Origin of the sequence: Minwuia sp. (assembly GCF_048007105.1) — a bacterium.
In the GTDB taxonomy this organism is placed as follows: domain Bacteria; phylum Pseudomonadota; class Alphaproteobacteria; order Minwuiales; family Minwuiaceae; genus Minwuia.
This window is the reverse complement of sequence record NZ_CP180352.1, coordinates 3,002,768-3,017,051: the sequence shown is the minus strand read 5'-3', so window position 1 is coordinate 3,017,051 and position 14,284 is coordinate 3,002,768. Positions and strand designations below refer to the sequence as shown.

The 14,284-nt window shown below is 64.4% G+C and carries 11 protein-coding genes and 1 pseudogene; 6 read left to right on the top strand and 6 right to left on the bottom strand.

What is annotated here, in order from left to right; translation table 11 throughout:
• The first annotated feature begins 4 nt into the window (after positions 1–4).
• From ACMVY4_RS14625 to ACMVY4_RS14605, 5 genes are all read left to right on the top strand, one after another.
• Positions 5–799, top strand: a complete 795-nt coding sequence (locus tag ACMVY4_RS14625; RefSeq protein WP_416896752.1) for an enoyl-CoA hydratase — start codon at positions 5–7, stop codon at positions 797–799.
• 7 nt (positions 800–806) lie between these two features.
• Complete coding sequence (locus ACMVY4_RS14620) at positions 807–2,441, top strand: tetratricopeptide repeat protein (RefSeq protein ID WP_416896751.1); 1,635 nt, start codon at positions 807–809, stop codon at positions 2,439–2,441.
• Between the two features lie 13 nt (positions 2,442–2,454).
• Positions 2,455–3,255 (top strand): 3-methyl-2-oxobutanoate hydroxymethyltransferase, encoded by an 801-nt coding sequence (panB, locus tag ACMVY4_RS14615; protein ID WP_416896750.1) that lies wholly within the window; start codon positions 2,455–2,457, stop codon positions 3,253–3,255.
• 97 nt (positions 3,256–3,352) lie between these two features.
• Entirely contained in the window at positions 3,353–4,144 is a 792-nt protein-coding gene (locus ACMVY4_RS14610) for a dihydrodipicolinate synthase family protein (RefSeq protein WP_416900319.1), read from the top strand.
• Positions 4,145–4,232: 88 nt separating this feature from the next.
• Positions 4,233–4,999 (top strand): IS5 family transposase gene (locus tag ACMVY4_RS14605; RefSeq protein ID WP_416896749.1). Its coding sequence is split into 2 segments (ribosomal slippage): positions 4,233–4,557 and positions 4,557–4,999, totalling 768 coding nucleotides; the frame shifts between segments, so codons are not numbered across the junction.
• Here ACMVY4_RS14605 and ACMVY4_RS14600 read toward each other — a convergent pair.
• Entirely contained in the window at positions 4,996–5,568 is a 573-nt protein-coding gene (locus ACMVY4_RS14600) for a peroxidase-related enzyme (protein WP_416896748.1), read from the bottom strand. The genes ACMVY4_RS14605 and ACMVY4_RS14600 overlap by 4 nt on opposite strands.
• 112 nt (positions 5,569–5,680) lie before the next feature.
• Here ACMVY4_RS14600 and ACMVY4_RS14595 point away from each other — a divergent pair, with 112 nt between their 5' ends.
• Positions 5,681–6,277, top strand: coding sequence for a glutathione S-transferase family protein (locus tag ACMVY4_RS14595; protein WP_416896747.1), 597 nt, complete (start codon positions 5,681–5,683; stop codon positions 6,275–6,277).
• Positions 6,278–6,567: 290 nt separating this feature from the next.
• Here the strand turns inward: ACMVY4_RS14595 and ACMVY4_RS14590 are convergent, their stop codons facing one another.
• From ACMVY4_RS14590 to ACMVY4_RS14570, 5 genes and pseudogenes are all read right to left on the bottom strand, one after another.
• A complete protein-coding gene (locus ACMVY4_RS14590; RefSeq protein WP_416896746.1) occupies positions 6,568–7,215 on the bottom strand; it encodes a hypothetical protein in 648 nt (215 codons plus the stop codon).
• Positions 7,216–7,423: 208 nt separating this feature from the next.
• Complete coding sequence (locus tag ACMVY4_RS14585) at positions 7,424–9,100, bottom strand: formate--tetrahydrofolate ligase (RefSeq protein ID WP_416896745.1); 1,677 nt, start codon at positions 9,098–9,100, stop codon at positions 7,424–7,426.
• Between the two features lie 68 nt (positions 9,101–9,168).
• Positions 9,169–11,943: a formate dehydrogenase subunit alpha gene (gene fdhF, locus ACMVY4_RS14580; RefSeq protein ID WP_416896744.1), complete on the bottom strand. Its 2,775-nt coding sequence runs from the start codon at positions 11,941–11,943 to the stop codon at positions 9,169–9,171.
• A 1-nt stretch (position 11,944) separates the two neighbouring features.
• The gene (locus ACMVY4_RS14575) at positions 11,945–12,490 is read right to left on the bottom strand and encodes a Spy/CpxP family protein refolding chaperone (RefSeq protein ID WP_416896743.1); all 546 of its coding nucleotides are present in this window, start codon (positions 12,488–12,490) and stop codon (positions 11,945–11,947) included.
• A pseudogene (locus ACMVY4_RS14570) lies at positions 12,487–14,180 on the bottom strand (NAD(P)H-dependent oxidoreductase subunit E). Before ACMVY4_RS14570 ends, ACMVY4_RS14575 begins: the two are co-directional and overlap by 4 nt.
• Positions 14,181–14,284 lie beyond the last annotated feature (104 nt).

Here is a 14,284-nt window from a genome sequence, read left to right as displayed (position 1 = left end):
CCACATGCAGCTCGAAACCACCAAGATGCTGGCCGAGAAGGAAGGCGGCATCGGCTGGATCACCTTCAACCAGCCGGAAAAGCGCAACGCCGTCTCGGTCGAGATGTGGGCCGCAATTCCGGCGATCATGGAAGACTTCCTTGCCGACGACACCGTGCGCGTGATCGTGCTGAAGGGCGCCGGCGACAAGGCCTTCATCGCCGGCGCCGACATCTCGGAATTCGGCGAGAAGCGCAACTCGCCCGAGGCGACGAAGATCTACGACTCGGTATCCGCCAAGGCGCATCAGGCACTGGTGAACTCGCCCAAGCCGGTGATCGCGATGATCAACGGCTTCTGCATCGGCGGCGGCGTCGCCGTGGCGATCTCGACCGACATCCGCATCGCCGCCGACAACACCCGCTTCGCCGTCCCCGCCGCGCGGCTCGGCCTCGGCTATGGCTGGCCCGGGATCAAGCGGCTGATGGACCTCGTCGGCCCGGCCTTCGCGAAGGAAATCTTCTTCACCGCCCGCCAGTTCGACCACGGGGAAGCGCTGGCCATGGGCCTGGTGAACCGTGTCGTCCCGGCCGCCGAGCTGGACGCCTATGTCCGCGACTACGCCACGAAGATTGCCGAAAACGCGCCGATGACGATCCGGGCGGCGAAGATGAGCATCGACGAGTTGCTGAAGGATCCGGACCGCCGCGACCTCGCCGCCTGCGAGGAAGCGACCACCGCGTGTTTCGCCAGCGCCGACTATGTCGAGGGCCGGACCGCCTTCATGGAGAAGCGCAAGCCGGCCTTCCAGGGCCGCTGAGGCGCCGATGGCGGATCAGGCACAGATCGACCGCATGCTGGGCGAGGCGAAGTCGGCGCTGCAGGCCAACAGACCGAAGGAAGCGCTGAAGGCAGCGAAACAGGTGTTGCAGGTCGCGCCGAAGAACGCGCCGGCGCTGTTCATGTCCGGCATGGCCGAGAGCCAGCGGGGCCGTCAGGACGTCGCGCTGAACTTCCTGGAGATGGCGGCGAAGGAAGCGCCCGACCAGCCGGAAGTGCTGTTCAATCTGGGTGTCGCGCTGGGACTCGCCGGGCGCACGGTCGAGGCGGAGGCCGCATTCGAGCGGCTGCTGCCCCGCTTCCCCGATGACATCAACATCCTCGGAAATCTGGGCCGGGCACAGTATGCCAACGGCAAGTGGCTGGCGGCGGCGGAGTCGCTGCGCAAGGCGCTGAAACAATCGCCGGGCCATGTCGGGCTGCTGGAGCAGCTCGGCGCCTCGCTGCAACAGGGCGGCGATTTCGCCGGCGCGGAAAAGGCCTATGCCTCTGCCCTGAAGGTGGCTGCCGGCAATCCGGATGTGCACTACAATCTGGGCACCGTCCGTTCGCGCATGAACGACGTCGAGGGTGCGATCTCGGCCTACAAGCAGGCGATCCGTCTCAATCCCAATCATGCCGGCGCACAGCGCAATCTGGGCCACCTGCTCAGCAAGATCGGCCGCTTCGAGGAGGCGATCGAGCCGCACCGCCGCGCCCACCGCCATTTCCAGGGCGATCCCGGCATCGCCTACGATCTCGGCTACGCGCTGGCGGTCACGGGCCGCGAGGATGAGGCGCTGAAGGTGTTGCGCCGCGCCTCCGAAGCCAACCCCAATGTCGCGGACTTCCAGACCATGACGGCGCTGGCGCATTTCCGCGCCGGGGACCACGAGAGCGCGGTCGCCGCTTCAGAAAAGGCGCTGGAAATCCGGCCGGGCGACAACACCGCCCTCGCCTACAAGGCGATGGCCCTGAACGAGATGGGTCGGTCCGATGAAGCGGCCTCGATCTACGACATCGAGGGGCTGGTCATGCCGATGCGGGTCGAGCCGCCCGAGGGTTTCGACAGCGTCGAGGCCTTCAACACAGCATTCGAAGCCTATATCCGTCAGCATGCGAGCCTGGCCTATTCCGAGCTCAACCGCTCGCTGAAGGGCGGCCAGAGCACACGCGAACTGCTGGACAGCGACGATCCGGCGGTCGTCGCCTTCCGCGTCATCGTCGAGAAGGCGGTGGCGCAGTACCGGGATCTGCATCCGGTGAACGCCGACCATCCGTTTCTCGCTCGCCGGCCCGAGCGGACCGAGATCGCCTGCTGGGCCAACATCATCGACCGCGGCGGCTTCCAGGATGTCCATTTCCACCCGCCGAGCTGGCTGTCCGGCGTCTACTACCCGAAGCTGCCGTCGGCGGTGAACGATCCGGCGCGCGAACCCGAGGGCTGGCTGGAATTCGGCCGCGCCTATTATATGCTCGGCGCGAAGAACGAACCGCCGCTGCGGCTGGTGAAGCCCGAGGAAGGGCTGATCGTGCTGTTCCCGGCCTATTTCGGTCACCGGACGATACCGTTCGACACCGACGAGGAACGGATCAGCGTCGCCTTCGACGTGATGCCCGCCGACAGCGCCGTGACCTTCTGAGGGAGGCCGACCGATGGCACCGAAACGGATGACCGTGCCCGGGATCCGGGCCCGCAAGGGCAAGACGCCGCTCGTCTGCCTGACCGCGTACGACTATCCCACGGCGCAGGAGATCGACGACCTCGTTGACCTCATCCTCGTCGGCGATTCCCTGGGCATGGTCGTCCACGGTTTGCCGAACACCCAGGGCGTGACGCTGGAGATGATGATCCTGCACGGACAGGCGGTGATGCGTGCCGCGAACCATGCGCTGGTCGTCGTCGACATGCCCTTCGGCACCGTCGAGGAAAGTCCCGAGACCGCCTTCCGGAACGCCGCGCGGGTCATGCGGGAGACCGGCTGTTCCGCCATCAAGCTGGAAGGCGGCACCGAGATGGCGCCGACCGTGAAGTTCCTGACAGAGCGCGGCATCCCGGTACTCGGTCATGTCGGGCTGATGCCCCAGAAGGCCGCCATGCTGGGCGGGTTCCGCACCCAGGGCCGCAAGAGCGAGATTGCCGAGAAGGTCACACGCGACGCCGAGGCGATCTCCGAGGCCGGCGCCTTCGCCGTCGTGATCGAGGGCACCATCGAACCGCTGGCCCGGGAAATCACCGGCCGGATCGCCGCGCCGACCATCGGCATCGGCGCCTCGGCCGGCTGCGACGGCCAGATCCTGGTTATCAACGACATGCTCGGCCGGGCCAGTGAATATGTGCCCACCTTCGTCAGGCGCTACGCCGAGCATGGCGAAGGCGCGCGGGCCGCGGTCGCCGCCTATGCGGAAGACGTGCGCGAGCGACGCTTCCCGGGGCCGGAGCATGTCTTCGAATAATCCGCCCTTCGGCGGCGTTTACGCCATTCTCTACGCCTTTTTCGGCGCGGATGGCGCGCTGGACCGGGAGGCCATGCGCCGCTAGACCGAGGCCTGCATCGCCGCCGGCGCGCATGGCATGGCCGCACTCGGACTGGCAACGGAAGTGCACAAGCTCAGCCCGGCCGAGCGCCATCAGATCATGCGCTGGCTCGTCGAAGACGTGGGGGATCGGGTCCCTGTCGCCATCACAGTCTATGGTAATACCTCCGCGGAACAGATTGAATTCGTTGGGACTGCGGCCGAACTGGGTGTCGACTGGGTGATCCTTCAGCCGCCTCGCGACAGGCATGTCGAGGAGGATGAACTCGTCGACTTCTTCGGCGGTGTGATGGCGGCATGCCCCCTGCCCGTCGGGATCCAGAATGCGCCGCATTATCTCGCCAACAGTCTTTCCGATGACGGGCTTCGGGAACTCGCGCGCCGGCATGAGAACTTCCGGCTGCTCAAGGGCGAAGGCTCGGCGCTCGATATCCGCGCCACCATCGAGACCCTCGGCGACCGCCTTTCCGTGTTCAACGGACGGGGCGGTCTGGAACTCACGGACAACATCCGTGCGGGCTGCGCCGGGATGATCATCGCGCCTGAACTGGTCGACATTCAGGTCCGCATCGTCGAGGCCATCTGGCAGGGCCGACACGAGGAGGCCGACCGCCTTTACCGGGACATGCTGCCGCTGGTCACCTTCCTGATGCAGTCGATCGACCGGTTCGTCTGCTACGGCAAACGGCTGACGGCCCGGCGTCTGGGGCTCGGCGAGGTTTTCGACCGCACGCCGTCGGAGCCGCCGACTGATTTCGGGCTGGCGGCACTGGAACGTCACGCAGCGGGCATCGGCCCGCTTCCCTGATCCGCCCTAGGTTCTGAACCCATAAAGGGGATTCTGTTTCGGTTCTTTGGGTGATTCACTCTGGTGGGTGAATCGCAGGAGGTCCGGAATGGCACGCTTTGATCTGACCGATTTCGAATGGGAGCTGATTGAGCCGCTGCTCCCGAACAAGCCGCGGGGCGTTCCCCGGGTGGATGACCGCAGGGTTCTCAACGGCATTTTCTGGGTGCTGCGCACCGGCTCGCCCTGGCGCGACCTGCCGGAGCGCTATGGCCCGCACACCACGGTCTACAACCGCTTCAACCGCTGGGCGAAGGCGGGCGTCTGGGTGCGGGTCTTCGAAGCGCTGGCCAGGAAATCGCCGGATTCGATGCAGTTCATCGACAGCTCCATCATCCGCGCCCACCAGCACGCCGCCTCCGGCAAAAAGGGGGCGCGGATCACGCCATTGGCCGTTCTCGTGGAGGACTGAGCACCAAGATCAACGCCATGGTCGACGAGCGCGGCCTGCCGGTCGCGCTGGTGCTCAGCCCGGGCCAGGCCTCCGACAAGGCGGCTGTTGCGGAACTCCTTGCCGCCCATCCGGCGACGGGCGACGTGGTGGCCGACCGGGGCTATGACGCCCGGGCCGTGCTGGACCTGATCGCGGCGCAGGGCGGTCGCGGCCACATTCCCACCCAGCGCGACCGCAAGGTCCAGCGCAGCGTCGATCCGGCGCTCTACCGCCGACGCAATGTCGTCGAGCGCTTCTTCAACAAACTCAAACACTTCCGGAAGATCGCAACACGCTACGAGAAATCCGCCCGGAACTACCTCGCAGCCGTCCTCATCGCTTCAACCCGGATATGGCTCCGCGTTTATGAGTCCGCGTCCTAGCCGCGCCCCATCGCATAGAACTCGTCATTCGGGCGCATCGACGTGAAATTGGCGATCCGGTTGGACATGCCGAAGAACGCCGTGATCCCGGCGATGTCCCAGATGTCCTCATCGTCGAAGCCGTGCCCGCGCAGGGTCTCGAAGTCCTCGTCGGAGATGTTGCGGCTGTCGAGGCAGACCTTCATCGCGAAATCGAGCATCGCCATCTGGCGCGGCGTGATGTCGGCCTTCTTGTGATTGATCGCCACCTGATCGGCGATCTGCGGGTTCCGGGCCCGGATCCGCAGGATCGCGCCATGGGCGATGACGCAGTACTGGCAGCCGTTCGCGTTGGAAGTTGCGACGACGATCATTTCCTTCTCGGCCTTGGTCAGGTTGCCTTCGCGCTCCATCAGCGCGTCGTGCATGGCGAAGAAGGCGCGCATCTCATCCGGGCGGTGGGCCAGGCCGAGAAACACGTTGGGCACGAATCCGGACTTCTCCTGCACCTTCAGGACCATTTCCTTCAGGTCGTCGGGCAGGTCGTTGATGTCCGGCACGGGATAGCGGCTGATCGATTTTGCGGTCATGGGGCGTTTCTTCCTGTTGGGTTCGTGTCTGTCTCTGTCTATCGTCCGGCCAACCCGAAGGATCAACCCGTTAAGGTCCGGCACAGGCCGGCCATGCAGAAATGAGGCACGAATGAAGCTCTTCTACACCCAGAACTCGCCCTACGCCCGCCGCCCCCGTCTGGTCGCCCGCACGGCGCGGCTGGAGATCGAGGAAGTCGATATGTCGCCGCTGGCCGACCGCGTGGGCGAACTGCTGGATCTCGGCCCCGGCGGCAAGGTGCCCGGCCTGCTGACCGACAGCGGCGTCTACCTGACCGAGACGCTGCTGATCACCCGTTATCTGAACGACGCAGCCGGCGGCAAGCTGACACCGCGCGAAGCAGACCGGGCCGAGAAGGTGCTGGAGATGGAGGGCATCGGTTCGCTGCTGATGGATTCGCTGTTCACCCGCAGCCACGAGAAGCGCCGCGACGACGGCGAGAAGTCCCAGGCGCTGATCGACAAGGAAGGCGCACGCGCCGCCCGCTGCTACGACGCGCTGAACGAGCGGCTGACCAATCAGCCGACGGTTCTGGACTTCGGCACCATCGCGGCGATTTCGGCGCTGGGCTACGCTGACTGGCGGCACGCCGACGACAACTGGCGCGAGGGCCGGCCGGGTCTGGCCAACTGGTTCAACGAGATGATGGTGAACCCCGCCGTCGCCGAGACCGCGCCGAAGTTCTGATCGTGGCGGTCACCCCCGATGGCGCGACTGCGCCACTCGGGGGTCCGGAGCAGCTTCGCTGCAAGGCTGGACGATTGACCGGATCCCCGTGTCCGGCGTCGCCGAAACGGGGATGACCGGCATCCGGCCGGTCAGAACAGTCCTTCGATCTCGCCCTGCGCGTTCAGCATGATCTACTTGGCTGCCGGCACCCTTGGGAGGCTTGGCATGCTCATAATCACGACGATGATACGGGCAACCGTACGCTCCAGCAAACCGCGCCTGAGCAAATCGACTCCCACTCACGATATTCAAGGTTTGACCCATACATTAAATGGCAACCCGCCGCTCGCATCAATACAGGTGACATAAAAAGAATTTGGATAACGAGAACTATGATATCCAGTAATAATCTTTGCACAATTCTTACTATTTTTTAGTATTTCCAAAGACTTTCTTATCAGAAAGCGCTTCTCATTGTCCGTAAAAGCATTCTCTGATGAAATATCCCATAATAACCCAGCTGATTGCTCCGACGATGGTCGACTCGACACAAAATCCTTGTGAACCCAACCAGCACCCCAATTCACCGATGCTCCGTCGGCCTCAACGATCTCTGCATTCAACCAATCCGAGGTTTCGCAGCGCCCCTCCAATACCATATATTTTGAGAGCGTTCGAAATGTGATGGTTCCAATTATATTGGTAGCTCTTTCATTGACAATTTTGTCAAATTTAACACCTGGACCACTCCTAAAATTCACGTCTTGTGCATTTACATAAAATCTCCCACTTGTGACTTCTCCAAATTTGCACTCATTTTGGTTGGAATATGCGCCTGATATTCGCAATTTTGAAGTATTATCTGAAATTCCTTCTTGCCTTTCGCCTCCCCCAAAAATCCCGAGATAATAAAGAACGGCAATCGTCGCTATCAGCGCAAGCAAATTTTTGATCACCGCCCAGCCTTATTCTACCTATTTGATACCAATATCGAAGCAGGCCAAAAAAGCTCTGACAACCCGAAAAATCCTCACACCAACACCTTAAACGGAACTTCATTGACGGTTGACAGTTGAGGTCAGGAACACACTCGGCCCAGAGGGAGGTGGGCGGCAAGGTGGAAGGCAGGGGCCGGCCCGCCACCGCCCGCACGCCGGCCTGTCCTCAGAACAGACCTTCGATCTCGCCCTGCTCGTTCAGCATGATCTGCTCGGCCGCCGGCACTTTCGGCAGGCCGGGCATGGTCATGATCTCCCCGCATATGACGACGATGAAGCCCGCACCGGCCGAGAGGCGGACCTCGCGGACCGGAATGCTGTGGCCGGTCGGCGCGCCTCGGCGGTTCGGATCAGTCGTGAAGCTGTACTGGGTCTTGGCCATGCAGACCGGCAGGCCGCCATAGCCGTCGGCTTCCCACTTCTTCAACTGGTTCAGGATCTTCTGGTCGGCCACAACCTCGTCGGCGCGGTAGATGCGCCTGGCGATGGTCTCGATCTTCTGGAACAGCGGCATGTCGTCGGGATAGAGCGGGCTGAACTGCGCCGCGCCGCTGTCGGCGATCTCCACGATGCGATGGGCGAGATCGGTGATGCCCGCCGAACCATCCGCCCAGTGGCGGCAGACGATGGCTTCAGATCCCATGCTCTCCGCATAGGCCTTCACCGCCTCGATCTCGGCATCCGTGTCCGAGACAAAGTGATTGATGGCGACGACGGCCGGCACGCCGAAGCTCTTCACGTTCTCGATGTGGCGCCCCAGATTGGCGCAACCCTTCTGCACGGCCTCGACATTCTCGGCGTTGAGGTCGTCCTTCGCCACGCCGCCGTTCATCTTCATCGCGCGGACCGTGGCGACGATGACCACGGCATCGGGCGCCAGACCCGCCTTGCGGCACTTGATGTTCATGAACTTCTCGGCCCCGAGATCGGCCCCGAAGCCGGCCTCGGTCACGACATAGTCCGCAACCTTCAGCGCCGCGGTCGTCGCCGCCACCGAATTGCAGCCATGGGCGATGTTGGCGAACGGGCCGCCATGGACGAAGGCCGGATTGTTCTCCAGCGTCTGCACCAGATTGGGCTGCATCGCATCCTTCAGCAGAACCGTCATGGCGCCGTCGGCATTCAGATCGCGGCAGTAGATCGGCTTCCGGTCACGGGTGTAGGCGATGATGATGTCGCCCAGCCGCTTCTGCAGGTCCTCCAGATCGGTGGCCAGGCAAAGGATCGCCATGACCTCGGAGGCCACGGTGATGTCGAAGCCGCTCTCCCGCGGGTAGCCGTTGCCGATGCCGCCCAGGCTGTGAACGACCTGCCGCAGCGCGCGGTCGTTCATGTCCAGCACCCGCCGCCAGGCGACGCGGCGGGCATCGATGCCCAGCTTGTTGCCCCAGTGGATGTGGTTGTCGATCATCGCCGACAGCAGGTTGTGCGCCGAGGTGATGGCGTGGAAGTCGCCGGTGAAGTGGAGGTTGATGTCCTCCATCGGGATCACCTGCGCGTAACCGCCGCCGGCCGCGCCGCCCTTCATGCCGAAGCACGGGCCCAGCGAGGCCTCGCGGATGCAGATCGCCGCCTTCTTGCCGATCGCGTTCAGGCCATCGCCGAGACCGACGGTGGTCGTGGTCTTTCCTTCGCCGGCTGGAGTCGGATTGACGGCGGTGACGAGGATCAGCCTGCCGTCCGGCTTGCCGCGGTTGGAATTGATGAACTCCTGGGAGATCTTCGCCTTGTCATGGCCGTAAGGCAGCAGCGCCTCGGACGGAATGCCGAGTTTCAGCCCGACCTCCTGGATCGGCTTCTTGGTCGCCGCCCGCGCAATCTCGATGTCGCTCTTGTGAGCCATGACGACAATGCTCCCTGGTTCGCCGCCTGCAGATGAGCGGCAGTTAGCGGGAGCCGGTCCCGCGGGGCTTATTCAGCCGCGACAGGTGCGGACGCTTTCTCGACACGCACCGCGGAAAACTTGAACTCCGGGATCTTGCCATAGGGGTCGAGCGCCGGATTGGTCAACACGTTGGCCGCCGCCTCCACGAAGGCGAAGGGCATGAAGACATTGCCTTCCGAGACCGCGCGGTCACCGCGAACCATGACCTCGACCGATCCGCGCCGGGTCGTCAGACGCACCATGTCGCCCGGCCAGAGGTCGAGATCCTTCAGCGTCTTCGGGTTCATCGAACAGGTCGCTTCCGGTTCGATCCCGTCCAGCACCTGCGTGCGGCGGGTCATGGAACCCGTGTGCCAGTGCTCCAGCTGACGGCCGGTGATCAGCACCATGGGGAAGTCGGCGTCCGGCGTCTCGTCCGGCGCGACGATGCTGGCCGGCGTGAAGCGCGCGCGGCCGTCGGGCCTGGGAAAGCCGTCGCCGAAAACGATGGGCTGGCCAGGGTCGTCGGGGCTGAGGCTCGGATAGGTGACCGCGCCTTCGGCCTCCAGCCGGTCCCAGGTGATGTTGTTCAGCGACTTCATCGACAGCTTCATCTCGGCGAAGACGTCGCGCGGGTGCGCGTAGCTCCAGCCGAGGCCGAGTCCATTGGCGATCTGGATCGTGATCCACCAGTCCGGTTTCGCCTCGCCCGGCGGCGGGACAGCGGGCCGGCCCATCTGCACCTGCCGGTTCGTGTTGGTGACCGTCCCGGCCTTCTCGGCCCAGGCCGTCGCCGGCAGGATGACGTCAGCGTAGTTCGCGGTTTCGGTCAGGAAGATGTCCTGCACCACCAGATGGTCCAGCTTCGCCAGCGCGTCGCGGGCGTGCTCGACGTCCGGGTCCGACATGGCCGGGTTCTCGCCCATGATGTACATGCCGCGGATCCGCCCGGCATGAATGGCGTCCATGATCTCGACCACTGTCAGGCCGGCCTTGTTCGAGAAATCGTCGGATTGCCAGATCTCGTTGAACCTGGACCGGACGCCGTCATCGGCGACCGGCTGGTAGTCCGGCAGGAACATCGGGATAAGGCCGGCATCCGAGGCGCCCTGCACGTTGTTCTGTCCGCGGAGCGGATGCAGACCAGTGCCCGGACGGCCCACCTGCCCCGTCATCAGCGCCAGCGAGATCAGGCAGCGGGAATTGTCGGTGCCGTGGATGTGCTGGCTGATGCCCATGCCCCAGAAGATCATCCCCGCCTTGGCGGTGGCGAAGGTCCGCGCGACCTCGCGCAGCAGCTCCGCGTCCACCCCGCAGACCTCGGCCATCTTCTCGGGCGCGAAACCGGCGAGATGCGCCTTCTGGGCGTCCCAGTTCTCGGTGAAGGCCTGGATGTACTGCGCGTCGTAGAGTTCCTCCTCCACGATCACATGCATGATCGCGTTCAGCATCGAGACATCCGCACCGGGCCGGAAACGCAGCATGTGCGTGGCGTACTTGCCCAGGCCGACCCCGCGGGGATCCATGACGATCAGTTTGCCGCCGCGCTTCGCGAACTGCTTGAAATAGGTCGCCGCGACGGGGTGGTTCTCGACCGGGTTGGCGCCGATGACGATGGCGCAGTCGGCATTCTCGATTTCGTTGAAGGTCGCCGTCACCGCCCCGGAGCCGACATTCTCCATCAACGCCGCCACCGAAGACGCGTGGCAGAGCCGCGTGCAGTGATCGACATTGTTGTGCCCGAAGCCCTGACGGATCAGTTTCTGGAACAGATAGGCTTCCTCGTTGGAGCACTTGGCCGAACCGAAACCGGCCACCGACGGCCCACCGTGATCGGTGCGCAGCTTCGACAGGCCGCCAACGGCCATTTCCAGCGCTTCTTCCCAGCTGGCTTCGCGGAAATGCGTCGACAGGGTCGAGGGATCGACGTTCAGCCCCTTCGCCGGCGCGTCATCGCGCCGGATGAGCGGTTTCGTCAGGCGGTGATCGTGGGCGATGTAGTCGAACCCGAAGCGGCCCTTCACACAAAGCCGCTGCTCGTTCGCCGGCCCGTCCACGCCATCGACCCATGCGATCTTCTCGTCGCGGATCTTGAAACTGAGCTGGCAGCCGACGCCGCAATAGGGGCAGACCGACTTCACCTCCCGGTCGAAGGCCCGGCTGTCGCCCTGCTGCGCAGCGTCCACCGCCGTGGCCGGCATGAGCGCGCCCGTCGGGCAGGCCTGCACGCATTCGCCGCAGGCGACGCAGGTGCTCTGGCCCATCGGATCCTCGAAATCGAAGACGATCTCGGCATCGTGGCCGCGGAAGGCCATGCCGATCACGTCGTTGACCTGGACCTCGCGGCAGGCCCTTACACAGAGATTGCAGTGGATACAGGCGTCCAGATTGACCCGCATGGCAACGTGGCTGTCGTCCAGCAGCGGGACCCGGTCCTTCTCCAGCGCCGGATAGCGGCTTTCGGACACGCCCTGCATCTCCGCCATGTCCCAGAAATGGGACGAACGGTCATGCGCCGCCTTTCGCTCGGGCTGGTCGGCCAGCAGAAGCTCGATCACGCCCTTCCGCGCCCTCTCCGCGCGATCCGTCGCCGTATGAACCGTCATGCCTTCAGCGGGCTGGCGGATACACGATGCGGCCAAGGTTCGTTCGCCCTCGATCTCGACCATGCAGGCGCGGCAATTGCCATCGGCCCGGTAACCCGGCTGATCGGCGTGGCAGAGATGCGGGATCAGCGTCCCTTCCCGCTTCGCCACATCCCAGATACTCTCGCCGTCCCGGGCCTCGACCTCGCGGCCATCCAGCGTGAAGCTCACCGCCATGCTACTGGCTCCCATGTCGTCCGTGCGCGCTGCCGCCATAGCCGCGCAGCATGCCATAGGTCTGCCGCTGATGTTCCGTCAGCAGCGGCGTCACTTCCAGATGAGCGGCCAGGTGCGTTTCCCGAAGCGCAAGCTTCGCCTGCGCCGCGCGGTTCAGCGCCGCCCGCAGAGAACCGGCATCGGCCTTCCGCTCCCGGAACAGCCGATCGACGTCGGCTTCGGCCGCCAGCAGTTCCGCCCCCAGTTCCCGCGCCTTCTGGCGCATCCGGTCGTGGATGGACTGGATCGCGGCCATCTGGCCATCATCCAGTTCAAGTTCCTCGTGCAGTTCAAGCAGATGGGCCGGACCGGGATAGCCGTTCAGCTCTGCCGGTTTCGCCAGACCCCAGCCATGGCCAGCCTCCAGCGCCGCAATATCTGCAGCGCTCAAACTGCTGATATCCCGCGCGTGCTGGCCGGCATAGGGCTGGCCGTGGCCATGCTGCTGGGCATGAGCGCCAGCCGCCGCCAGGACGATCGCCGCACCGGCCAGCAACCGTCTGATCATCGGACTTCCTCCGGGAAATGCTTCAGGGTCAGCCGGATCGGGTTCGGCGCCGCCTGCCCCAGACCGCAGATCGAAGCGTCTTCCATCACCTGGCAGAGTTCTTCCAGAAGTTCTCCGTCCCAGGCATCCTTCTGCATCAGCTTGACCGCCTTTTCGCAGCCGACCCGGCAGGGCGTGCACTGCCCGCAGCTTTCGTCCTCGAAGAAGCGGAGCATGTTCAACGCCGCGGCCTTCGCACTGTCCCGATCGGACAGGACCACCACGGCCGCCGAGCCGATGAAGCTGCCATGGGGCTGCAGCATGTCGAAGTCCAGCGGCACGTCGTCCAGCGAAGCCGGCAAAAGGCCCGAGGACGGGCCGCCCGGCTGATAGGCCTTGAAGATATGGCCGTCGAGCATCCCGCCCGACGCCTCGATGATGTCGAGGATCGTCGAGCCGGCCGGCAGCAGCTTCACGCCCGGTTCCTTCACCCGTCCGGAAACCGAATAGGCGCGCAGTCCCTTGCGGCCATTCTTTTCCACTCCCGACAGGATCTCCGGGCCTTCCCGGCAGATCCGGGCGATCCAGTAGAGTGTCTCGACATTGTGGACCAGGGTCGGCCGCCGAAGACACCGTCTTCGGCGACATATGGCGGGCGGTGCCGGGGCAGGCCGCGCTTGCCCTCGATACTCTCGATCATTGCGCTCTCTTCGCCGCAGATATAGGCGCCGGCGCCGCGGCGAAGTTCGATATAGCCCTTCTCGATGATCCCCTCGTCCTCGAGCGCCAGGATGGCGATGCCGAGCACCGCCAGCGCGACCGGATACTCATCGCGGATGTAGAGAAAGATTCTCTCCGCCTCGACCGCCCAGGCCGCGATCAGCACCCCTTCGAGGAAGACGTGGTGTTCACGCTCCAGCACTTCCCGGTCTTTGAATGTCCCCGGCTCGCCCTCGTCGCCGTTCACGGCCAGATAGCGCGGGCCTTCGTAGCCGCGCACGAAGGACCATTTCCGGCCCGAGGGGAAACCCGCTCCGCCCAGACCGCGAAGACCCGAGGACAGCACGAGGTCCTGCACTTCGTCCGGCGTCTTCTCGCCGCCCCGGAGAGCCTTCAGCGTGTCATAGCCGCCGACGGCGATGTAGTCCGGCAACAGCTGGACATCCGGAATCCGGACGTAGGTCTCGCCGGACTCGATGGCCTCGGCGACCTTATCCGGCGTTGCATGGTCGATGTGGTTGTGTCCAAGCTCCAGCACCGGCGCCGTATCGCATCGTCCCATGCAGGGCGCCCGGACCACGCGAACCTCCGCCGGATCAAGTCCTTCCCGGAGGTTTTCCATCAACTGCTGTGCACCGGCCAGTTCGCAGGAGAGGCTGTCGCAGACCCGGATCGTGAGCGGCGGCGGCGGGGTCTCGCCTTCCTTCACCACATCGAAATGGGCGTAGAAGGTCGCGACTTCGAAGACCTCGGCCTGGGCGAGACGCATTTCCTCGGCGAGAGCGCGCAGATGGGCCGCCGACAGGTGCCTGTAGCGGTCCTGGATCAGATGAAGATGCTCGATCAGCAGGTCGCGGCGGCGCGGCCGTTGGCCGAGCAGGTCCTGGACTTCTTCCAGCGCGGTCTCGTCGAGTTGCCGGCCCTTCGGCGTGCGGCGCCCCTTGCCCTTGCCGGACTTCCACACGCCCTTGCGTTCGACTTCCGCGTTCACCCGCCATCCCCCATGCGTGGCTGTACGATACCCTGTCACGAACCCGCCCAGCGGGTCAGTGGGGCAATATGTTCCGGACGGATGTCATCACCGCGTCGAGGAAC